Origin of the sequence: Pseudonocardia xishanensis, assembly GCF_039541715.1 — a bacterium.
In the GTDB taxonomy this organism is placed as follows: Bacteria; Actinomycetota; Actinomycetes; order Mycobacteriales; family Pseudonocardiaceae; genus Pseudonocardia; species Pseudonocardia xishanensis.
This window is the reverse complement of record NZ_BAABGT010000092.1, coordinates 1-21761: the sequence shown is the minus strand read 5'-3', so window position 1 is coordinate 21761 and position 21761 is coordinate 1. Positions and strand designations below refer to the sequence as shown.

16 protein-coding genes are annotated in these 21761 nt (G+C 76.0%); 8 read left to right on the top strand and 8 right to left on the bottom strand.

Features of this window, described 5'->3' with window-relative positions:
- Positions 1-78 precede the first annotated feature (78 nt).
- The gene (gene pgm / locus ABD993_RS27865; RefSeq protein ID WP_345424845.1) at positions 79-1710 is read left to right on the top strand and encodes a phosphoglucomutase (alpha-D-glucose-1,6-bisphosphate-dependent); all 1632 of its coding nucleotides are present in this window, start codon (positions 79-81) and stop codon (positions 1708-1710) included.
- A complete protein-coding gene (gene ppgK, locus ABD993_RS27860) occupies positions 1703-2446 on the top strand; it encodes a polyphosphate--glucose phosphotransferase (RefSeq protein ID WP_345424842.1) in 744 nt (247 codons plus the stop codon). The genes pgm and ppgK overlap by 8 nt, the downstream gene beginning before the upstream one ends.
- 57 nt (positions 2447-2503) lie before the next feature.
- Here the strand turns inward: ppgK and ABD993_RS27855 are convergent, their stop codons facing one another.
- From ABD993_RS27855 to ABD993_RS27840, 4 genes are all read right to left on the bottom strand, one after another.
- A complete protein-coding gene (locus ABD993_RS27855; protein WP_345424839.1) occupies positions 2504-3976 on the bottom strand; it encodes a mannitol dehydrogenase family protein in 1473 nt (490 codons plus the stop codon).
- Between the two features lie 36 nt (positions 3977-4012).
- On the bottom strand, positions 4013-4903 hold the full coding sequence (locus ABD993_RS27850; protein ID WP_345424889.1) for an aldose 1-epimerase family protein: 891 nt from the start codon (positions 4901-4903) through the stop codon (positions 4013-4015).
- Positions 4904-5043: 140 nt separating this feature from the next.
- Entirely contained in the window at positions 5044-8850 is a 3807-nt protein-coding gene (locus ABD993_RS27845) for an AAA family ATPase (protein WP_345424836.1), read from the bottom strand.
- On the bottom strand, positions 8850-10085 hold the full coding sequence (locus ABD993_RS27840) for a metallophosphoesterase family protein (RefSeq protein WP_345424834.1): 1236 nt from the start codon (positions 10083-10085) through the stop codon (positions 8850-8852). Before ABD993_RS27840 ends, ABD993_RS27845 begins: the two co-directional genes overlap by 1 nt.
- 186 nt (positions 10086-10271) lie before the next feature.
- Between ABD993_RS27840 and ABD993_RS27835 the strand changes: the two genes are divergently transcribed.
- Positions 10272-10544 carry a hypothetical protein gene (locus tag ABD993_RS27835; protein WP_345424831.1) on the top strand — a complete coding sequence of 91 codons (273 nt, stop codon included), beginning with the start codon at positions 10272-10274 and terminating at the stop codon, positions 10542-10544.
- 130 nt (positions 10545-10674) lie between these two features.
- Complete coding sequence (locus ABD993_RS27830; RefSeq protein ID WP_345424828.1) at positions 10675-11244, top strand: RNA polymerase sigma factor; 570 nt, start codon at positions 10675-10677, stop codon at positions 11242-11244.
- 37 nt (positions 11245-11281) lie between these two features.
- Here the strand turns inward: ABD993_RS27830 and ABD993_RS27825 are convergent, their stop codons facing one another.
- From ABD993_RS27825 to nhaA, 3 genes are all read right to left on the bottom strand, one after another.
- The gene (locus ABD993_RS27825; protein WP_345424825.1) at positions 11282-14263 is read right to left on the bottom strand and encodes a helix-turn-helix transcriptional regulator; all 2982 of its coding nucleotides are present in this window, start codon (positions 14261-14263) and stop codon (positions 11282-11284) included.
- Positions 14264-14469: 206 nt separating this feature from the next.
- The gene (locus tag ABD993_RS27820) at positions 14470-15672 is read right to left on the bottom strand and encodes an MFS transporter (RefSeq protein WP_345424822.1); all 1203 of its coding nucleotides are present in this window, start codon (positions 15670-15672) and stop codon (positions 14470-14472) included.
- A gap of 69 nt (positions 15673-15741) precedes the next feature.
- Complete coding sequence (gene nhaA / locus ABD993_RS27815; RefSeq protein ID WP_345424820.1) at positions 15742-17013, bottom strand: Na+/H+ antiporter NhaA; 1272 nt, start codon at positions 17011-17013, stop codon at positions 15742-15744.
- Positions 17014-17160: 147 nt separating this feature from the next.
- On the opposite strand from nhaA, the gene ABD993_RS27810 reads away from it, so the two are divergent.
- Positions 17161-18375 (top strand): ROK family transcriptional regulator, encoded by a 1215-nt coding sequence (locus ABD993_RS27810; RefSeq protein ID WP_345424817.1) that lies wholly within the window; start codon positions 17161-17163, stop codon positions 18373-18375.
- Positions 18376-18381: 6 nt separating this feature from the next.
- On the opposite strand, the gene ABD993_RS27805 is transcribed toward ABD993_RS27810, so the two are convergent.
- Complete coding sequence (locus tag ABD993_RS27805; protein WP_345424814.1) at positions 18382-19077, bottom strand: GNAT family N-acetyltransferase; 696 nt, start codon at positions 19075-19077, stop codon at positions 18382-18384.
- A 72-nt stretch (positions 19078-19149) separates the two neighbouring features.
- Here ABD993_RS27805 and galT point away from each other — a divergent pair, with 72 nt between their 5' ends.
- From galT to ABD993_RS27790, 3 genes are read left to right on the top strand one after another with little or no spacing between them, the layout of a single operon-like run.
- Positions 19150-20205 carry a galactose-1-phosphate uridylyltransferase gene (galT, locus tag ABD993_RS27800; protein ID WP_345424811.1) on the top strand — a complete coding sequence of 352 codons (1056 nt, stop codon included), beginning with the start codon at positions 19150-19152 and terminating at the stop codon, positions 20203-20205.
- A complete protein-coding gene (gene galK, locus ABD993_RS27795) occupies positions 20202-21320 on the top strand; it encodes a galactokinase (RefSeq protein WP_345424808.1) in 1119 nt (372 codons plus the stop codon). Before galT ends, galK begins: the two co-directional genes overlap by 4 nt.
- Entirely contained in the window at positions 21317-21691 is a 375-nt protein-coding gene (locus ABD993_RS27790; protein ID WP_345424805.1) for a YchJ family protein, read from the top strand. Before galK ends, ABD993_RS27790 begins: the two co-directional genes overlap by 4 nt.
- Positions 21692-21761 lie beyond the last annotated feature (70 nt).

Sequence of the window (21761 nt, the reverse complement as noted above, 5' to 3'; positions counted from 1 at the left end):
GCCTACGGGCAGATGATGTGCCCGGCCCCGGAATGCGGCAGGCTGACACCCGCACGCGACCGCTGTAGGAGGCGACTGATGGCCAACCACCCGCGGGCGGGGACACCCGCCCTGCCCGAGGACCTCGTCGACGTCCCCGCGCTGCTCGCCGCGTACGCCGACGTGCACCCCGACCCGGCGGTCGCCGAGCAGCGGGTCGCCTTCGGGACCTCCGGGCACCGCGGGTCGGCGCTCTCGGCCACCTTCAACGACGACCACATCGCCGCCACCAGCCAGGCCATCGCCGAGTACCGCGCGCAGCAGGGCACGGACGGGCCGCTGTTCCTCGGCAAGGACACCCACGCGCTGTCCGACCCGGCCTGGGTCACCGCGGTGGAGGTGCTGTCCGCCAACGGGGTCCGGGTGCTCGTGGACTCCCGGGACGCCTGGACGCCCACCCCCGCCGTCTCCCACGCGATCCTCACCCACAACGCCGGCCGGACGAGCGGGCTCGCGGACGGCGTCGTCGTCACGCCGTCGCACAACCCGCCGCGAGACGGCGGCTTCAAGTACAACCCGCCGGACGGCGGTCCCGCGGGCACGGACGCCACCGGCTGGATCGCCGACCGCGCGAACGCACTGCTCGAAGCCGGGCTCGCGGGTGTGCGGCGGACGCCGGTGGAGCGCGCCGAGCGCGGCACGTACGACTTCCTCGACGCCTACGTCAGCGACCTCGGGTCCGTCGTGGACCTCGAGGCCATCCGGTCCGCGGGCGTGGTGCTGGGCGCGGACCCCCTCGGCGGGGCGTCCGTGGACTACTGGGGCGCCATCGCGGAGCGGTACAAGCTGGACCTGACGGTGGTGAACCCGAACGTCGACCCGGCCTTCGCGTTCATGACGCTGGACTGGGACGGCAGGATCCGCATGGACTGCTCCTCCCCCTACGCCATGGCCTCGCTGGTCGCGGGCAAGGACCGCTTCACCATCTCCACCGGCAACGACGCGGACTCCGACCGGCACGGCATCGTCACCCGGGACGCCGGGCTGATGAACCCGAACCACTACCTCGCCGTCGCGATCGGCTATCTGTACTCGCACCGGTCGGGCTGGCCCGCGGGCGCCGCCGTCGGCAAGACGGCGGTGAGCTCGTCGATGATCGACCGGGTGGCCGCGGACCTGGGCCGGGAGCTGATCGAGGTGCCCGTCGGGTTCAAGTGGTTCGTACCCGGCCTGCGGGACGGCAGCATCGCCTTCGGTGGCGAGGAGAGCGCCGGGGCCTCGTTCCTGCGCACGGACGGGCGGCCGTGGTCGACGGACAAGGACGGGATCATCCTGTGCCTGCTGGCCGGGGAGATCACCGCGGTGACCGGGAGGACTCCGTCGGAGCACTACGCCGCGCTGACCGAGCGGTTCGGGGCGCCCGCCTACGCCCGGATCGACGTCGCCTGCTCCCGGGAGGACAAGGCGAAGCTGGGAAGGCTGTCCGCGTCGGACGTCAGCGCCACGTCCCTCGCCGGTGAGGACATCACGGCCCGGCTCACCACCGCACCCGGCAACGGGGCGGCGCTCGGCGGGCTGAAGGTGACCACGGAGAACGGCTGGTTCGCGGCCCGCCCCTCCGGCACCGAGGACGTCTACAAGGTCTACGCGGAGAGCTTCCTCGGGGCGGAGCACCTCGCTCGGGTCCAGGAGGAGGCACAGCAGGTCGTGAAGGGGGCACTGGGTGAGTAGGAAGCACGTGGGGCTGGGGATCGACATCGGCGGCTCCGGGATCAAGGGCGCGCCGGTCGACCTGGACAAGGGCAAGCTGGCGGACGACCGGCTGCGCATCCCCACGCCGCAGCCGTCCACTCCGGAGGCCGTCGCCGAGGTCGTCGGGCAGATCCTGGACCACTTCGGCTGGAAGGAGCCCTTCGGCTGCACCTTCCCCGCGGTCGTCCGGCACGGCGTCACCCAGACCGCGGCGAACGTCGACCAGTCCTGGATCGGCGCGGACGCGCACCACGTGATCAAGTCGGTGACGGGCCGCAAGGCGCTCGTGGTCAACGACGCGGACGCCGCGGGCGTCGCCGAGGTGGAGTTCGGCGCGGCCAAGGGGCACAAGGGGACCGTGCTCGTCTCCACCCTCGGCACGGGCATCGGGTCGGCGCTGGTGCTCGGCGGGCGGCTGGTGCCGAACACCGAGTTCGGCCACCTGGAGCTGGACGGGCACGACGCCGAGACCCGCGCCGCCGACTCCGCCCGCGAGCGGGAGGGCCTGTCCTGGGAGGAGTGGGGCGCCCGCCTCACCCGGTACTTCCAGCACATCGAGAACCTGCTCTGGCCGGACCTGATCGTGGTCGGCGGCGGGGTGAGCAAGAAGTTCTCCCGCTGGAGCCCCTACGTGAGCACCCGGACCGAGCTGGTACCCGCCGAGCTGCTCAACGAGGCGGGGATCATCGGGGCGGCGCTGCTGGCGCACGAGTAGCCGGGGTCGGGCGCTCCAGCCTCCGCACCGATGTGCGGTTCGTCCCACCCTCGTCGCCTACCTCTGGACCAGCTTCTCCACGGTCGAGCGGGCTCCTTCGCGGTGCAACGAGTCCAGCGCCCAGAGGTAGGCCTCGCGGAACCGCTCGTGTTGCGCCAGGTCCCCGAACACCGCGGAGTTCTCGATGAAGGCGGTGGGGTTCTCGCGCTGCGACCGGGCGAGTGGCACGAGGGTCTCGGCGAGGCGGTCCTGGACCTCGATCGGCTCGCCCTTCTCGTCCACCCCCTCCGCGTAGCGGGCCCACCCCGCGACGACCGCGGTGGCCCGCTCCAGCTCCCCGCCGTGCTCCAGCTGGTGCCGGATGACCGGGAGCACCCACAGCGAGATGCGGTCCGAGCTGCCGAAGTTGATGCGCACCAACGTGTCCGCGACGCCGGGGTTGGCGAAGCGCTCCAGCAGCGTGGTCTTGTACTCGTCGAGGTCCACGCCGGGCACCTCGTCGAGTGTGGGGGTGCCCTCGCGGTCCATGTAGGCGCGGATGAACCGGGCGAACAGCGGGTCGCCTGCGACCTCGTGCACGTACCGGAACCCGGCGAGGAAGCCCAGGTAACCCAGGCTCTGGTGACCGGCGTTGAGCAGCCGGAGCTTCATCAGCTCGTACGGCACGACGTCCTCGACGAGCTGCACCCCGACGTCCTCGAAGGGCGGGCGGCCCGCCGTGAAGTGGTCCTCGAGCACCCACTGGGTGAACGGCTCGCAGACCACCGGCCAGCCGTCCTCGAGGCCGAACTCGTCCTTCAGCCGCTGCGTGTCCTCGGGGCTGGTCGCCGGGGTGATCCGGTCGACCATGGAGTTCGGGAAACCGACGTTCTGCTCGATCCAGGTGGCCAGCTCGGGGTCCTTGAGCCGCGCGAACGCCGAGAAGGTGCGGGCGGCGGTGTCCCCGTTGCCCTGGATGTTGTCGCAGCTCATGATCGTGAAGCCGGGCAGGTTCCGGGCCCGGCGGCGGCTCAGCGCCTCGGTGACCAGGCCGAACACGGTGGCGGGCTCCGCGCCCTCGGCGAGGTCGGCGCGGATGCCGGGGTCGTCGGCGTCGAACTCGCCGGTGACCTGGTCGATCGTGTAGCCGCCCTCGGTGATCGTGAGGCTGACGATCCGGGTCGACTCGGCGGCCATCTTCTCGATCACGGCCTCGGGCGAGTCCGGCGCGTAGAGGTACTCGACGATCGAGCCGATCACCCGCGGGTGGAGCGAGCCGTCCGCCTGCTTCACCACCAGGGTGTAGAGCCCGTTCTGGTCGGTGAGGACCTGCTGCATGCGGCGGTCCCCCGGCAGCACGCCGATCCCGCAGATTCCCCAGTCCAGGGCCTCGCCCTCGTTCATCAGGGCGTCGACGTACATCGCCTGGTGCGCGCGGTGGAAGCCGCCGACTCCGAAGTGGACGATCCCGACCCGTACCGCACTCCGGTCGTAGGTGGGGACCTCCACCCCGGCGATGTCCGGCAGCGTGCCTCCGGTCAGCGCGTGCATGGGTCCCCCTTCGTCGACCGTGACTGCGGCCCGACCCTAGTAGCTCCCGGACAGGGGGCGCAGTCCCCAGCTGCCGGTCCAGCGGTCCCCCGGCTCCAGCCGGACGAGGTCGGTGCCGGAGTTCAGCGCGTCCGGGGGGCAGGTCATCGGCTCGACGGCGACGGCCCGCCCGTGCTGGGGCATGTCGCTCGGGGTGAAGACCTGGACCCAGCCGAAGGCGGGGTCGGCCCAGAGCTCCACCCCGTTCCCGTCCGGGGCCGTGAGCCGGTGCCGGACGAGCCCGTCGGTGGGCTCGCAGTCGCCGAAGGCCGAGTCCAGTGTGGTCCCGCCGAGGGGGAACTCGCTGCTCGACAGCGGTTCGAGGGGGCCGCTGGGCAGCTGGTCGGTCAACGGCAGCGCGGCGCGGGCGGCGAGGGTGAGCGTGCAGTCGTCCGTCGGCGTGTCGCCGATCCGCAGGTAGGGGTGGAAGCCCAGGCCGAACGGGATCGGGCCGGAACCCTCGTTGGTGGCGGTGGTCTCGACGGTGAGCCCCTCGTCCCCGACCCGGTAGGTGACGGCGACGGTGACGGGCTGCGGCCACCCGTTCTGCGGCGCGACGGTCGCGGTGAGGGTGACCGCGGCGTCCGTCTGGTCCGCGGGGCGCCAGAAGGACTGGCGGAGCAGGCCGTGGATGGCGTTGCCCGCCTCCGGTTCGCTCAGCGCGAGCTGCTGCGCCCTGCCCTCCCAGCTCCAGCGGCCGCCCGCGACCCGGTTCGGCCAGGGGGCGAGCAGGGCACCGGAGCCGCGCGGCGGGCGGGAGCCGTCCGGCACGGGCTCGGTGTAGAGGGTGTCGCCGACCGCGAAGTAGCGCAGCCCGGCCCCGACCTCGCTCACAGCCGCACGGGCCGCACCCGAGACGATCGTGAAGTGCTCACCGCAGGGATCCATCACGGGCGTGATCCTGCCGGCCGGGTGAGTGGGGCTCCGGAGGCACCTTCGCCCTGCCCACACCCGTGCGCAGCCGCGACCGCGATCACCGCCCGGGGCGCCGCACGCCGTCGTGAGGACGCCGAGGCGACGACCGCGGCTCAGGCGGTGGGGGCGAGCTCGGCCTGCAGCGCGGCGGGGGCGCCGAGGTCGATCACGGTGACCTCGCCGGCCCGGCGGGCGAGGGGGGCGAGGTGCTCGTGGTGGGTGAACAGCAGCACCTGCCAGTCCGCGGCCAGCTCGGCGAGGACGGTGAGGGCGGCGGCGGCGCGGTCGTCGTCGAAGGTCATGAGGACGTCGTCCAGCACCACGGGGACGGCGGGCAGGCCCGCCGCGCGGCGCTCGGACTGCAGCTGCCGGATGCCCGCGAGGCGCAGGGCGAGGAAGACCTGGTCGGCGGTGCCCTCGGAGAGCTGGCCCGGGCCGAGCTCCTCGCCGTCCGCGCGGACGGCGACCAGCGTGCGGGACTCCCCCACCCCGGCCGGGCGCAGCGCGGTGAACCGCTCTCCGGTGAGCCGGGCCAGCAGCCCGCCCGCCTCCTCCAGCAGCGGCGAGGAGTGCCTGCGTTCGTAGCCCTCCAGCTCACGGCGCAGGGTCTCGCGCTGCAGGTGCACGACGACGTACCGCTCCGCCGCCTCGGCCGCGCGGGCCAGGTGCCCCTGGGCCTCGGCGTGCAACACGGCGGCCCCGTCCGCCCCCTCCAGGACCCGACGCCGGTCGCGGAGCCTGCCGAGCTGCTCCCACAGCTCCTCGGCCTCCCGGGTGAGCCCGCCCGCGGTCGCGCGGGCCCGGTCGAGGTCCTCGGCCAGTCCCGACTCCTCGACGCCCTCCGACGCCGCGACCAGCTCGTCCGCATCGAGGTCCGGCGCGGCGGTGCGGAGCAGCGCGAGCGCCGTCTCCTCCGCCGCGCCGATGCGGACGGCCTCGCGGCCCCGTTCGGCCGCGGCCTCCAGCCCGCCCTCCTCGGGGGTGGACGTCAGCCACAGTTCGACGGCGAGCCGGTCCAGCCGCCCCCGCGCCGCCGCGGCCTCGCGGCGGACCCGGCGGGCCTCGGCCTCCGTCTGCTCCACCAGGGCGTCCACGTGCCGGGCGGACACGGCGGCCTCCGCCGCGGTGCGGACGCGGTCGGCCAGCTCCGGCAGCGCGACGGCCGCCGGTGCGACCGCGCCGAGGTGCCGCTCGGCCAGCGCGGCGACCGCCTTCTCGTGGGCGGAGACGCGTGCGGCCAACCGTTTGGCCTCGGCCGCCGACGCGCGCGCCGCGGCCTCGGCGCGGCCGGCCTCGGCCAGCACCTCCTGCCGGGTGCGCCAGGCCGCGGGGCCCGCCTCGACCGGCCCCCCGGTGGCCCGGACGGCGTGCCTCCAGCGGAGCCGGACCTGCTCCAGGTCGTGGGCCCTGGCGTCGGACTCGGCGGCGGCACGCTCGGCGTCCGCCCGCAGCCGCGCGACGACCGTGCGCCGGTCCCGGGCGGCGTCCGCCTCGGCCTCGAGGTCCGCAGCCGCGCGGAGCAGGGCGTCCAGGTCGGCCCCGGGGCGGGGTCTGCCTGCCGCGGCCAACGCGGCGGCCAGCGTCCGGGTCTGCGCGGCCTCGTCCGCGGCGAGGTCGGCGGCGCGCGCGCGGGCGTGGTCCCGGTCGGCCAGCGCGGCGCGGGCGGCGAGCAGCGCGGCGCGGACGGTCTCCGCCTCGTCCGGGTGCGGGGCGGGGCAGTCGCCCCAGAGCACCGTCCACCGCTCGCGGGCCTCGACCCGAGCCTGCGCGGTCGCGGCGGCGGCCTCCTCCGCGGCGGCCAGCTCCTCCTCGGTGGCGGCCAGGTCCGTGCGGGCGCGGGTCAGCTCGGCCATCCGGTCCGCGGAGACGATCATCCCGTCCGCCAACCGGTCGGCCTCCCGCACCGCCCGTTCCACCGCGATCGCGGCCTCGGCCAGCGACATCCCAGGCTCCCCCGCGGTGATCCACTCGCGGGAAGCGGGGCGGTCGGAATCCGACCCCTCGGCTCCCGAGGTGTGGATCATGGGGGTGTGGTGGGCGGCGAGGAGGCGGTCGACGGCTGCGTCCCGGGCGCGGCGCGCTTCGGCCAGGGCGGCCGGATCCGCGGGGCCGCCGTCTCCGACCAGCCTGTCCAGGGTGGCGCGCGCCGCGTCTCGACGACGGGTCGCGCGATGCGCCTCGCGGCGCGCCTGACCCTCGGCCTCCGCGGCCTGGCGGAGCGCGGTGCGGTGCGCGGCGACGCGGGCAGCCGCGGGCGGCTCCGGGACCGCAGAGGTCCCGACCGCGGCGGACCCGTCTGCGGCCGACTGCGCGGAGGGCTCGCCGAGCCCGGTGCCGTCCAGGGACCGCCGAGCCCGCAGCGCGGCGTCCGCGGCCTCGCGGGACGCGGCGCGGCGCAGGGTCGCGGCGGACCCGTCCGCCAGGATCGCCCGGCGGGCCTCGGCGACCCGCGCGACCGCGGCGGAGTCCGGGCCCACCGCGCCGTCCGCCGCCTCCCGGGCGGTCCGACGGGCCTCGGCGTGGGTCTCGGCGGCCCGGTCCGCGGCCGCCTCGGCCCGCTCGACCTGCACGGCGAGCGCTGCCAGGTCCGCGGCCAGGTCCGCGGGCACCGTGAGCTGCTCCACCCGTCGTCGCACGGTCCGAGCGTCTGCCCCGGGCTCGATGCGGTCGAGGAGCTGCTCGGCCTCCCGAGCCCGCGCGGCGGACTCGGCACGCAGGTCCGCCAGACGTTCGGACTCGGCCTGGCGGGTCTGGCGCTCACCGTCCAGGGCCCGGATGCGCTCGGAGTCCGCGGTGAGCTCGGCGTCCACCCGGATCTCGGAGCGTTCGGCGCGCAGCTCGCGGAGCCGGGCCTCCAGCTCGTCCAACGCCGCCTCGGCCGCGTCCCGGGCCGAGCGGGCGGTGTCGAACTCGGCCAGCCGGGCGGCGTCGAGCACCACCCCGGAGGCCGCCAACGCCGCGAGCTCGGCGCGCCGGCGCGCGACGTCCCGCGCCGCCGGATAGGCGCGCAGCCGCTGCTGGGCCTCGGCGCCCGCGCGCTCTGCGGCCTCCCGGTCCCGCGCGAGCGCGGACGCCCGGCGCTCCAGCCGTTCGATCTCCTCGCCGAGCGCCGCGACGTCCCCCGCCCGCGACATCTGCTCGACGACCGCGGCGTCCACGTGCTCGTAGGCGCTCAGCGCCCGGCGCAGCTCGACCTTGGACGCGTTGCGGTGCTCCTTGTAGAGCCGGTCCGCCTCCTCGTCCAGCTCGGCGAGCACGGCCCGCACGTCCCGCCCGCTGCGGGCCGTGAACACCAGCTCGGCCAGCTCGCCGTCCCCCGCGCAGAGCCGGGCCCCACCCTCCCGCAGCGCGAGGTGCCCGAGCCCGAAGCTCTGCGTCCAGGTCCGCCGGGCCTGGGCGCCCCCGGGCCCCCAGGGCGGCTCGACGACCTCTCCGCCGGGCCCGAACAGCCCGCGCGTGGTCCGCCGGACCTCGAGCTCACGGCCGCCGCAGCGTTCGCCCACCACCGGCCGGTCGCCGGAAGCCGCCTCCCCCACCGCACGGCCCGCCTGCGCCGCGGGACCGACCGCACCGTCACCCAGCGCCACCGCACCGACCGCACCGACCGCACCGACCGCACCGAAGCCCTCGCCCGCACCGACCGCGCGGTCACCTCGGGCCGCCGCGCCGTCGGAATGCGCGCCCCCTCCGTAGTCCGAGGCCAGCAGGATCTCCGCCACGATCGCCAGCCGCGCGGGCGATGCGGCGTAGGCGTGGCGGACGGGGCGGGGGAAGCCCCAGAGCAGGTCCGACACGGCGTCCAGCAACGTGGACTTGCCGGCCTCGTTCGGCCCCGTCACCACGGTCAGCCCCGCGCCCAGCCGCAGCACCCGGCCCTCGTGGGTGCCGTAGCGCTCGAGGGTCAGGCCGGTGAGCCGCACTAACGCTCCCCCGCGAGCCGGGCGAGCAGCTCCTCCTCGGCGCGGCGCGCCAGCTCGGCCAGGCTCGCGGGGTCGCGCAGGTCCAGCCCGGCGCTGCGCAACCTGCGCCCCGCCTCCCGCTCCAGGGGCGCCACCAGCTCGCCGACCTGAGCGGGATCGGCCACCAGCCGCGTGGCGGCGGCCGCGACCGCACCCGCCAGCTCCTCGTCCACCGCGGCGGTCGGCGCGCTCGCCCGGAGCATGCGGGTCCGGTTCCGCACCGTCTCGACGACGGCGCCCGACTTCTCCGCGACGATGTCGATCTCGGCGCGCAGCCACTCGGCGTCCAGTAGGGCGGCGGCCGCCGGGGTGGCGCCGGAGAGCGTCACCCGCGCGGCGACCGGCCGCGACCCGGCGGCGAGGCCGATCTCACGGAGCTCGCCGTCCAGCGCCTCGAGCACCTCGTCCGCGTCCCGGCAGGCCGAGGCGTCCAGCCGGACGTGGGTCCAGCGCGCCACGTCGCACACCGCGTGCCGCAGCCGGGCGCGCCCGCCCGGCTCGACGTCGATGACCGTGGCGCCCTTGGCCCCGGGCTCGCGCGGGTGCCTGCCCTGCAGGTTGCCGCTGAACGCGGCGACGAACTCGCCGTCGTTGACGACACGGCGGTCGTGCACGTGGCCCAGCGCGAAGTACTCGTACCGGCAGCGCTCCAGGTCCTCCGGGGTGCAGGGGGCGTAGGAGTCGTGGCCCTCGGCGCCGGTGACCGACGTGTGCAGCAGACCGGCGTTGACCAGGCCGGGGATCGGGTCGGGGTAGGCGGGCACGAGGTTCTCGAGCACGGCCCGGGTGGCGAAGCCCTGACCGTGGACGGCGAGGCCCAGATCGTCCAGCACCACGGTCTCGGGGCGGTCCGTGGCGAGCCGGTGCACGTTCGGCGGGAGCCGCAGGGAGCGCGTGATCTCGCTCTCGGCGTCGTGGTTGCCGTTGATCAGGAAGACGGGGACGCCCTCCTCGTGCAGCCGGGCGAGCTGCCGGACGAAGAACGCGCCGGTGGCGTAGTCCCGCCAGTTCCCGTCGTAGACGTCCCCGGCCAGCAGCAGCGCGTCCGCCCGCTCGGCGACGCACAGGTCGACCAGGTTCTCGCAGGCCCGACGGGTGGCGCGGCGCAGCGTGCCCGCGAGGTCGGAGTCCTCCAGCCGGGAGAGCCCCAGCAGCGGGCTGTCCAGGTGCAGGTCGGCGGCGTGGACCAGGCGCACCGGCGGACCTCCTCGGGGCTCGATCGGAACTACACGAGTGGGATTCAGGGTAGCGCGCCGGTCCGACAGAACCCGCGACGTGCGCAGCGCCACGTCCTCCGACCTGCGACGACGTGCGAAAATGAGGAACCCCCACGCCGGGTGTCAGCGTCGATCCTCGGGCGAGCCACGACCTGCGGAGGCGACATGGCGACCCACCTGTGTGAGCGCTGCTACGCGCCGATCGACACCGCGCGCGAGCGGTACACCAGCTACGCGCACATCGACCGGGTACTGCCGGACGGGAGCATCGCCTGGGTGCACACGGCCGTCCACGTGGCACTGTGCGGGGAGCCCGCGGTCGAGCGCTCCGCGGCCGAGCCGCCGGACACCGGCGAGTGGGACGCCCGCCGCCGCGGCCTGTCCCCCGCGGCCGCCGCGTGGGCCCGCCGCCGCGCCGCGGACGTGCGCACGCCGTGAAATAGGGGGGTCGGTCGGACCCCCCTAGGGCGTTGTCCCGACGCGCGACGGGCCCCGGCGCGGAAGGGTCGGACGGGTCGAGCAAGCGTGCCGGTGCCCCGGCCGCGGAGCACCCGTCGGAGGCACACCCATGCCCGCGCACGTATCCACCCTCCGCCCACCGGGCGAGGAGGACACCCTGCTGCCCCGTCTCGCCCGCGGCGACTCCACGGCCTGGCGCGAGGTGGTCACCCGCTACGAACGCCTGGTCCGCGCCCGGGTCCGCGGCTTCCGCCTGCAACCCGCGGACGCCGAGGACGCCGTCGCCGCCACCTGGCTGCGGCTGGCCCAGAACGCGGACCGCATCCAGCACGCCGAGCGGCTGGCGGGCTGGCTGTCCACCGTCGCGGGCCGCGAGTGCCTGCGGCTGCTGGACCGCAGCGCGCACGCAGGCGTCCCCGTGGAGGACGTGGGGCTGGCCGTGGCGGACACCGCGCCCGGCCCCGAACAGCGCGCGCTGGACGCGGACACCGCGCGGGAGCTGCGCGGTCTCGTCGCGAGCCTGCCGCGCAGGCGCAGGCTGCTGATCGCCGCCCTGTTCGGCGAGGAGTCCTGGAGCTACGACCGGATCAGCGCCGACATCGGCATCCCGACCGGCTCCATCGGCCCGACCCGCGCCCGGGCCCTGGACCAGCTGCGCGCCGCCCTGGCGGCGGGCTGACCGGCCGCGCCGCGCACGGGGGGTGTGCGGCGCGGCCCTACGGCGTGACTCCGTGGGCGTGCAGGTAGACGGCGCCCGCCTGGACGCGGCTCCGCACGCCGAGCTTGGCGAACAGGTGGGTGATGTGGATGCCCACCGTCTTCTCGCTGATGAACAGCCGCTGCGCGATCTCGCGGTTGGTCAGGCCCGCCGCGATCTCGGTGAGCACCTCGCGCTCCCGGGGGGTGAGGGTGGCGAGCCGGTCGCCGCGTGCGGCCGGGACCGCGACGGCGGACCGCGGCGGCGCGTCGTCCGGCAGCGTCACCCGCGCCCGCCGGGCCAGGTCCCGCACCTCGTCCAGCAGCGGCCGGGCGCCCAGCCCGCGGAGGAGCTCGAACGCGCGCTGCAGGTCCTCGGCCGCCGCCCGGTTGCGGGTCCGCTCGGCCAGCAGGGCCTCCGCGCGGCGCAACAGGCCGTAGGCCACGTTGTAGGGCTGGTCGCGGCGCTCCCACTCGCGCGCCACGTCGCCCCACTGCGCGGGGTCCGAGACGCCGTCCGCCCGGCTCGCCTCGGCCTCGCTCATCTGCGCGAACATCCGGACCGACCCGGCGACGGCGGGCGCAGCCCGGTCCGCGCGCCCCGGCAGCGCGGCGAGGTGCCGCCGGAGCCGCGCCGCCACCTCGGGGGCGGGCGGCGGACGGTCCAGCCGGACGCACTCGGCGTGGGCCCGCAGCCCGTGCCAGACGAGCGCGGCGTCCAGCCAGACGTCGTCGTGCCCGTTGGTCAGGTCCAGGCCGGCGAGGGTGTGCGCGATGCCCCGCTCGGGGCGGCCGAGGAACATCTCCAGGCCGGCGCGCAGGGTGAGCAGCGGGACCTTGTAGCGGCCGCCGGTGGTGTCGTGCGCCAACATCTCGACGACGTCCAGGTCCTCCGCCGCCCCCACCAGGTCACCCCGGCCGACACGCATCCGGCCGCGGGACAGCCGGATGTCCAGGGCCTCGCTGCCCGAGGGCCGCGCCGTGAAGGCCCGGTCGATCACCTCGACGGCCTCGTCCCAGCGGCCGCAGCGGAACTGCCCGTTCGCCGCCAGCGCGAGCAGGCGCACGCCGTGGGTGCGGCCGTGGCCCAGCTCGGTCAGCCGGGCGGCGCCCGCCAACGCGAGGTCGATGCCGTCCGACACGGCGCCCAGCGGACCGGACAGCAGCTCGGCCCGGCCGTGGTAGGCCCGGCCCAGGGCCGCGGCGGACCCGCTGGCCTCGGCTACCCGCAGCCCCTCGGCGAGCGCCTCGGCGCCCGCGGCGGTGTCCTCCAGGTAGGCCAGGCTGTAGCCCAGCGTGAGCAGCACCCGGGCCTGCTCGCCGAGCTCTCCGGACGCCCGCGCGGCGGCGAGGGCCCGGCGGGCCTCGGCCTGCGCCTCGGCGAGCCTGCCCGCGAGCTGCAGCGCCTCGGCGTGCCCGGCGAGCGCGTGGGCGTCCGTGTCCGCTCCCGCGCCCAGCACCTCGCGGAAGACCTCCTCGGCCTCCACCCCGCGACCGGCCGCGACGAGGTAGTCGCCGAGGCGGGCGAGCAGCGTGCGGTCGGCTGCGAGCGTGAGGCGCTCCCGGAGCGTGGTGATCGCGGCCTCGTGCTCGCCTGCGAGGTGGGCGGCCTCCGCGGCCCGCACCAACGTCTCCGCGCGGCCGACGACGGACACGCGCCGCGGCGCGACCGCGGCCACCGGCGCCTCGATGCGGGGGGCCACGGCGTGGGAGGGCAGGGCCACCCCGGCGCCACCGGGCTCGACCAGCTCGGAGGCGCGGCGCCAGTGCCGGTAGGCGTCCGCGTACCCCCGGACCTGCTCGGCGGCCTCGGCGGCCTCGGCCGCGGCGGCCAGGGCGCGCTCGCCGTCCCCGGCCCGGTCCCAGTGGTGCGCCAGCAGGCCGGCGACGGCGGGCGAGTCCGCGGCCGTGCCCACCAGGGCGGTCAGCGCCGTGGCGAACCGGCGGTGCAGGTCACGGCGCTCGGCGGGCAGCAGGTCGTCCGCCACGACGTCCACGGCCAGTCCGTGCCGCAGCCGGTACCCCCCGGCCCCGCCCTCCGGACCGGGCGCCGCGAGCACCACCGACCCCTCCTCGACGACCTCGCGCAGCGCGGCTAGCAGCCTTTCCGCGGGCAGCGCCGTGACCAGGGCCGTCAGGTCGTGGGAGACCGCGCCCTCGGCGACGGACAGGGCCCGCACCACGGTCCGGGCGTCCGGGGAGAGCGCGCGGACCCGGCCGAGGACCAGCTCCTCCAGCCCGCCGGTCACCGCCCGCGGGTCCCGGTCCCGCAGCGCGCGCAGCGTCTCCTCGACGATGAACGGGTTGCCCTGAGAACGCCGCCAGACGAGCTCCTCCGGGGCGGCGATCTCCGCGGGCAGCGCGGCCGCCGAGACCAGCTGCGCCACGGCGGCGCGGTCCAGCGGGGTCAACCGCAGGTCGTGCACCCGCGGGTGGCGGCGCAGGCCGCCGAGCCCCAGCGCGTCCAGCCCCGGGGCCCCGCCGCCCTCCCGGTGCGTGACGACGACCAGCAACCGGGCCGAGCCCATCGTCGCGGTGAGGTAGGTGAGCAGGTCCCTGGTGGCCCGGTCGGCCCACTGGACGTCCTCGACGATCCAGAGCACGACCCGGTCCGCCGCCGCCCCCACCAGCACGCGCCCGGCCAGGTCCAGGGGGTGGGACGCCGCGGCCCCGGGCCCGGGCAGCACCCCCAGGCCCGCCAGCTCGGCGCGCCACGGTTCGAGCACGGCCAGCCCCCCGGCGTCCAGCGCCCGCACGGCCAGGGTGAGCGGCAGCAGCGGCGGACTCTCGCCGACGTCCACCGCCGCGCCGGAGAGCACCAGCGCACCCGTGCGCGCGGCGAGGACCGCCAGCTCGGAGACCAGGCGGGTCTTCCCGACTCCCGCCTCGCCGGACACCACGGCCACCCCGGGGCTGCCCGCCCCGGCGGCGGCCAGCATCCCCGCGAGCACACCGAGCTCGTCGGTTCGCCCGACGAGGGCAGCACGAGCCGGCCGGTTCACTCCCCGTAGGTTATTCAGGCCCGGGCGCCGGGTCCAGCACGTCGACGCCACACTCGCCGGGCGGCCGGATGTGAACGCGGACCGGGACCCGCGCGGACACCACGACCGCCGCTCGTGTCCGCGCCACCCCCGCGATCCCGGTCCGGCGCCACCCTCCCTCACGCGGAGGACAGAGCAGCCCCCCGGAGCCGTTGATACATCTGTCTCTAGGAGCGTGCGGACAGGGTGCCCGCGGCGGCGAGGACGAGGACCGCCGCGGCCACCACGAGCAGCGGCGCGGTCCACCCGCCGGTCGCCTCGTGCACCGCGCCGACGACGGCGGGCCCCGCGGCCGCCACCGTGTAGCCCCCGCCCTGTACGAGCGCGGACATCCGGCGGTTCTCGGCGAGGTCGCGGGCGCGGCGCACGACCAGGGAGAACACCACCGTGATCCCGCCGCCCTGCGCGGCCCCGCCCAGCGCACACCACACCGGCCACCCCGCGGGCGCCACCAGCAGCCCGACGGGCAGCGCCGCCCAGGCCGCCGACACGACCAGCACGGCGGTCCGCGGCGAGTGGCAGACCCGCAGCAGCACCGGCACACCGAAGGCGCCCACCACCGCGGCGATCTGGAAGACCGAGGAGCTCAGGCCCGCACCGGACTCGGTCATGCCGAGCTCGTCTCGCAGCAGCAGCGGCAGCCAGGCCGTCACGCCGTAGTAGGCGAAGGCCTGGCCCGCGAACGCCAGCGTGAGCCCCCAGACGATCGGGCGGCGCCACCACACCGGCCCGACGGTGGACGGCCCGGGACGTTCCTCGGCGACCGCGACGGCGCCCCGCACCGCCCGGGTGGCGCGGTGCCACACCACGGCCGACACCACCACCAGCAGGCCCCAGCCCGCCAGCGCGAACCGCCAGTCGACGAGCCCGGCGATCGGGACGGTGAGCGAGAGGGTGAGCATCGACCCGACGTTGAGCGCCGCGGTGTAGCCGCCGAGCACCGCGCCCGCCCGCTCCGGCAGGTCCCGCCCGATCACGACGGGCACCGCCACGTTCCCGACGGTGATCGCCAGCCCGATCAGCAGCGTCCCGGCCACGGCGGTCGGCAGCCCGCCGACGGAGCGCAGCACGATCCCGGCGAGCAGCACACCCAGCGCGACCAGCACCCCGCGGCCCAGCCCGAGGCGGGCGAGCAGCAGCGACGCGAGCGGCGTGGCCAGCCCGAAGCAGAGCACCGGCAGGCTGGTGAGCAGGCCCACCGTGGCGGCGGAGACACCCAGGTCGGCCGCGATCGTCTCCGCGACCGGGGAGACGGCGACGATCGGCCCGCGCAGGTTGAGCGCGAGCAGCAGGATCGCGGCGACGAGCAGACCGGGGGCGACCGTCGGGGCGACGGGCCGTGCGGGAGCGGTGGCGGGAGGGGAGCTCACCGACGCCAGGATCGACCTGCGGACCCCTCGGCGTCTCGCGATGGTGAGCGGGCCGACCCGTGAGCGCGCTTACCCCTCCCGCGGCTCCTGGTAGACGTCCGGGATCCCGTCGGCGTCCGCGTCGACGGTCTCCTCGTCCGCGATCCTGCGGTGGTGGGCGTTGCGGACCCGCAGGACGACCGTCGCCAGCAGGGCCGCGACCAGTGATCCACCGAGCACGCCGATCTTCACCTCGCCGTCGAGCGCGCTGCCCGTGCCGAAGGCCAGCTCCCCGATCAGCAGCGACACGGTGAACCCGATCCCGCCGAGCAGGGCGAGGCCCAGGACGTCCCACCAGCCCAGACCCGGCGCGAGGCGCGCCCGGGTCACGCGCTGGACCAGCCAGGTGGCCCCGGTGATGCCGATCGCCTTGCCGACGACCAGGCCCGCGGCGACGCCCAGGGTGACGGGCTGGAGGAAGGCGCCCCCGCCCGCGTCGACGACGGAGACGCCCGCGGCGAAGAACGCGAACACGGGCACGGCGATCCCGGCCGAGATCGGCCGGAACCGGTGCTCGAAGTGCTGGGCCAGCCCGGGGCCGGGACCCGACGCGCGCCGCACCACGGGGACCGCGAACCCGAGCAGCACCCCGGCGACCGTGGCGTGCACCCCGGAGGCGTGCACCAGTCCCCAGGTCAGCACCGCCAGGGGCAGCAGCAGCCACCACGACCGCACCCGCCGCTGGACCAGCACGGTGAAGCAGGCGAGCGGGAGCAGGGCGAGCAGCAGCGGCACGACCTTCAGCTCGTCGGTGTAGAAGACGGCGATGATCGTGATGGCCAGCAGGTCGTCCACCACGGCGAGGGTGAGCAGGAAGGTGCGCAGGGCGACGGGCAGGTGCGTGCCGATCACCGCGAGCACGGCGAGGGCGAACGCGATGTCCGTCGCCGTGGGGATGGCCCAGCCGACGACGTTCGGCGTGCCCGCGTTGACCAGCACGAAGACCACCGCGGGCACGGCCATGCCGCCGACGGCCGCGGCCACGGGCAGCGCGGCGCGCCGCGGGTCCCGCAGGTCTCCGGCGACGAACTCGCGCTTGAGCTCCAGCCCGGCCACGAAGAAGAAGATCGCCAGCAGCCCGTCCGCCGCCCACGTGGCGAGCGAGAGGTCCAGGTGCAGTGCGGCGGGCCCGACGGTGAGCGCGCCGAGCGCGGTGTAGGCCTCCCGCCAGGGCGAGTTCGCCCAGGCCAGGGCCAGGACCGCGGCGCCGACCAGCAGCAGCCCGCCGACGGTCTCGGTGCGGAGCAGGTCGGTGATGCGGCGGGCCTCGGGCCACGAGCCGCGGGCGAAGAGCTGGGTCACAGGTGCCTCCGGGCTGGTTTCGGGCAGGTCGGAACAGCTCGCCGACCAGACTTCCCGGCACACCGTGTGCCACCCTACGTGCCGTGTTGTGCACACGAAAGACGAAAATGTGGCATCTTCGGTACAACGCCAGGCAGGAGGCATGTGGTGAACGCACCGACGCGTGGACGACGACCCACGGCTGCTCCCGCGACGGCGGGTGAGATCTTCGCACTGATCCGCCAGGGCGGCGTGGCGACGCGCACCGAGATCGGCAGGGCGACGGGGCTGTCCCGCACGGCCGTCGCCGCCCGGGTGGACCGGCTGCTCGCCGAGGGCCTGGTCAGCGAGGTGCAGGGCGGGGCGGTGACCGGTGGCCGCCCGGCCGCCCGGCTGGCCTTCCATGCCGCCGGGGGCGCCGTGCTGGCCGCGTCGGTCGGGGTCAGCCGCACGTCGCTGGCCGTGTGCGATCTCGCCGGGACCGTGCTGGCCCAGGACTCGCTGCGGATCCGTACGCGTTCCGGCCCGGAGCCGGTGATGACGGCGGTGGCCGAGCGACTGGAGGGGCTCCTCGGGGAGGCCGGGGTGGCCCCGGCGGCCGTGCGCGGCGTCGGCCTGTCCATCCCGGGCGCGGTGGACTCGGTCGCGGGCTGCAGCATCGGCGTGCCCGTGCTGCCGGGCTGGGCGGAGGTGAAGCTGCCCCCACTGCTGGCCCGGCACTTCCCCGTGCCCGTCCGCGTGGACAACGACGTGAACGTGATGGCGATCGCCGAACAGCACGCCCACCCCGGCATCGACGACCTGCTGGTGCTCAAGGTGTCCACCGGCATCGGCGCCGCCGTGGTCAGCGGCGGCGCGCTGCAGCGCGGGGCGCACGGGTCGGCGGGCGAGATCGGCCACACCCAGGTCGCCGACGGCCCCGGCAGGCCCTGCCACTGCGGCAACCTCGACTGCCTCGAGATCCTCGCGAGCGGCGCCGCCCTGATCCGGGACCTGACGGCCCGGGGCCGCTCGGTGGACACCGTGTCCGCGGTGGTCGACCTCGTCCGCGCCGGGGACGCCGAGGCGGTCACCCTGGTCCGCGAGGCCGGGCGGCGGATCGGCGAGGTCCTCGCAGGCGCGGTCAACCTGCTCAACCCGTCCGTGATCACCGTGGGTGGCGACCTCGTCGGGGCCTACGAGCCGCTGGTGGCGGGGATCCGCGAGTCGGTCTTCAAGCGGGCCGTCGCCACCGGCACGCAGAGCCTGCGGGTGGAGCCCGGCGCGCTCGTCGGACGCAGCGGGGTGACCGGGTGCGCGATCCTGGTGCTGGACCAGGTCCTCTCCCCCGGCTCGGTGGACGAGATCCTCGCGCTGACCGACCTTCGCCGGGCTCGGGTCTAGGCGCGGTCAGGCCGCGGACCGAGCCCGCTCCGGGACCCGGTGGGCGGTGAACATCAGCTCCCGGGACAGCACGAAACCCAGCTGCTCGTACAGCCGGATCGCGCCCGTGTTCCCCGCCGCGGCGTGCAGGAACGGCTCGTCGCCGCGTTCCCGGATGCCCACCGCGACCGCCCGCACCAGGCGCGCGGCGAGGCCCTGCCCGCGCATCGCGGGATCGGTGCACACCGCGGAGATCTCCGTGCGGCCGGGCACGCGCATCCGCTCCCCCGCCATCGCGACGAGCGCGCCCCCGCGCCGGATGCCGAGATAGGTGCCGAGCTCGACCGTGCGCTGCAGGAACGGGCCCGGCCGGGTGCGGGCCACCAGGTCCAGCATCTCGGGCACGTCGGCGGGCCCGAGCCGGACCGCCTCGGCATCGGTCCCGCCGCGCAGCGCGTCCCCGGTCATCTGGACGCCGGGCAGGTCCATCGTGGTCTCCCAGCCGTCCGGCGCGGGCCGGGCCGGGCCCGCGAGCAGCACCTCCCCGCCCGGGCCCGCGAGGGCGGCCAGGTCCGCCCAGTCCGCGGGGGTCGGGGCGAGGGGCAGCGCGCAGAAGGGAGCGACGTCCGGCAGGTAGCGCGCCGCCCGGCCACGCCGCTCGGCGAGCGCGCGGTGCGGTCCGGTGAGGGCGCCGTGGACGGGGTTCTCGAGCGGGTCGGCCACGCCGACCATCCTGCCAAGACCGGGGAGTAGCGTCCCGCGGGTCCTCCCGCACTTCTCTCCCGGAGCTCCTCCATGACCCAGGCACCGCCCACGTCGACGGCCCGCCGCACCGCGGGCAGGCTGTCCGACGGCCGGGAGATCCTCTGGTACGACGCCGCGCCCGGGCGGGTCGCGGGCGTCGACGGCCGGGGCCTGCCGCAGGTGCACACGGTCTCCGAGATCCGCTACGACGAGCTGCTCGACGAGTGGGTCGCGATCGCCTCACACCGCCAGACCCGCACCTTCCAGCCCTCCGGCGGCGCCGACCAGTGCCCCCTGTGCCCCACGATCCCGGGCCGGGTCACCGAGGTCCCGACCCCGGACTACGAGACCGTGGTGTTCGAGAACCGCTTCCCGTCGTTCTCCGGCGGGGTGGGCCGGTGCGAGGTCGTCTGCTTCACCAGCGACCACTACGGCCGCTTCGGCGCCCTGCCCCCCGACCGCGTCCGACTGGTGATCGACACCCTCGCCGACCGCACGGCAGCACTGTCCGAGCTGCCCGGCGTCGAGCAGGTGTTCCCCTTCGAGAACCGCGGCGCCGAGATCGGCGTGACCCTGGCCCACCCGCACGGCCAGATCTACGGCTACCCCTTCGTCACGCCGCGGACCCGGCAGCAGCTCGAGTCCGCCCGCCGCTACCGCGTCCGCACCCGGGGGGACCTCTACGCCGACCTCCTCGACCGCGAACGCACCGACGGCGCCCGCGTGGTCGCCGAGACCGCGCACTGGACCGCGTTCGTCCCCAACGCCGCCCGTTGGCCCATCGAGGTCCACCTCTACCCCCACCGCGACGTCAGGGACCTGCCCGAGCTCACCGGCCCCGAACGCACCGATCTCGCCGAGATGTGGCTCGACGTGCTCGCCCGGCTCGAGCTGTTCCACGACCGGCCGCTGCCCTACATCGCCGCCTGGCACCAGGCCCCGGTCCGCCAGGACCGCCACCTCGCCCGCCTGCACCTGGAGCTGTTCTCCATCCTCCGCACCCCCACCAAGATCAAGTACCTGGCCGGGTCCGAGTCCGCGATGGGCGTCTTCATCAACGACACCACCCCCGAGGACGTCGCCGCGCGGCTGCGGGAGCTGGGATGACCGACTTCGAGACCGCGTTCGGCCGCCCCTCCGACGGGGTGTGGTCCGCCCCCGGGCGGGTCAACCTGATCGGCGAGCACACCGACTACAACGACGGGTTCGTCCTCCCTCTCGCCTTGGACCGCCGGACGTGGGTGGCCGCCGCCCGGACCACCGAGCCCGGGTGGACCACGGTGCGGTCCGACCGCGAGGACCAGCCGGTGCGCTTCGCCGCGAGCACGGTCGCCCCGGGCCAGGTCGCAGGCTGGGCCTGCTACGTCGCGGGGGTCGTCTGGGCGTTCCGCGAGGCCGGGCTGCCCGTGGCGGACACCGACCTGTTCATCCACGGCGACGTGCCGGTCGGGGCCGGGTTGTCGTCCTCCGCCTCGTTGGAGTGCGCGGTCGCCGTGGCCCTCGCAGGGCTCGCCGAGATACCGGTCGAGAAGACCCCGTTCGCCCGCATCGCCCGCCGCGCCGAGAACGAGTTCGTCGGCGCCCCCACCGGCGGCATGGACCAGATGGCCGCCATGCACGGCGCCCCCGACCGACTCGTCTTCCTCGACACCCGCACCGAGGCGGTCGAGCTCATCCCCTTCGACCTCGCCACCCACGACCTCGCCCTGCTCGTCCTCGACACCCGCGCCCCCCACCAGCTCGTCGACGGCCAGTACGGCGAACGCCGCCACGACTGCGCCGAGGCCGCCGCCCTGTTGGACGTCCCGTCCCTGCGGGACGCCACCCTCGACGCCGTCGGGGCGCTCGACGACCGGCGCCTGCGCGCCCGGGCCCGACACGTGGTCACCGAGAACGCCCGGGTGCTGGAGGTCGTCGACCGGCTGCGCGGGGGCAGGGACCCGAGGGAGATCGGGCCGCTGCTGACCGCGTCGCACGAGTCCATGCGGGACGACTTCGCGATCACGGTCCCGCACGTCGACGTCGCCCAGGAGACCGCGCTCGCGGCCGGCGCCCACGGCGCCCGCATGACCGGCGGCGGCTTCGGCGGCTGCGTCATCGCCCTGGTCGAGGTCGCGGACGTCGACGCCGTGACCCGCGCCGTGGAGGCGGCCTACGCCGACCGCGGCTGGGAGCCTCCGGTCGCCTTCACCGCGGTCGCCTCCGCCGGGGCGGGCCGGTGAACCCCCGCGAGGAGTGCCCCTGCGGCCGCGGCGAGCCGTACGCCGCGTGCTGCGGCCGGTTCCACGCCGGCGAGGTCGCGCCGACCGCCGAGCTGCTCATGCGCAGCCGGTACAGCGCCTTCGCCCTCGGCGACGTGCCCTACCTGCGGCGGACCTGGCACCCGAGGACCCGACCGCGCCGCGTCCTGCTCGATCCGGACCAGCGCTGGACCCGGCTGGACGTGCTGCACCTGGGCGGCGGCGGGTTGCTGGACACCGAGGGCACCGTCGAGTTCCGGGCCCACTCGAGCTCCGGCGTCCTGCACGAGCACAGCCGGTTCGTCCGGGAGAAGGGCGCCTGGCTCTACCTCGACGGCGTGCTCACCGCCTGACCCGCCCCAGCCCTAGACGAGTAATTCCTAACGGCGTGGCTGCCGGGGATATGGCAGGAGGGTGTTGAAG

Bases quoted from the DNA above. Each gene is read 5' to 3' on its own strand.
- pgm (WP_345424845.1), top strand. From the start codon at position 79: ATGGCCAACCACCCGCGGGCGGGGACACCCGCCCTGCCCGAGGACCTC.
- ABD993_RS27855 (WP_345424839.1), bottom strand. From the start codon at position 3,976: ATGCACGCGCTGACCGGAGGCACGCTGCCGGACATCGCCGGGGTGGAG.
- ABD993_RS27850 (WP_345424889.1), bottom strand. From the start codon at position 4,903: ATGGATCCCTGCGGTGAGCACTTCACGATCGTCTCGGGTGCGGCCCGT.
- ABD993_RS27835 (WP_345424831.1), top strand. From the start codon at position 10,272: ATGGCGACCCACCTGTGTGAGCGCTGCTACGCGCCGATCGACACCGCG.
- ABD993_RS27830 (WP_345424828.1), top strand. From the start codon at position 10,675: ATGCCCGCGCACGTATCCACCCTCCGCCCACCGGGCGAGGAGGACACC.
- galT (WP_345424811.1), top strand. From the start codon at position 19,150: ATGACCCAGGCACCGCCCACGTCGACGGCCCGCCGCACCGCGGGCAGG.
- galK (WP_345424808.1), top strand. From the start codon at position 20,202: ATGACCGACTTCGAGACCGCGTTCGGCCGCCCCTCCGACGGGGTGTGG.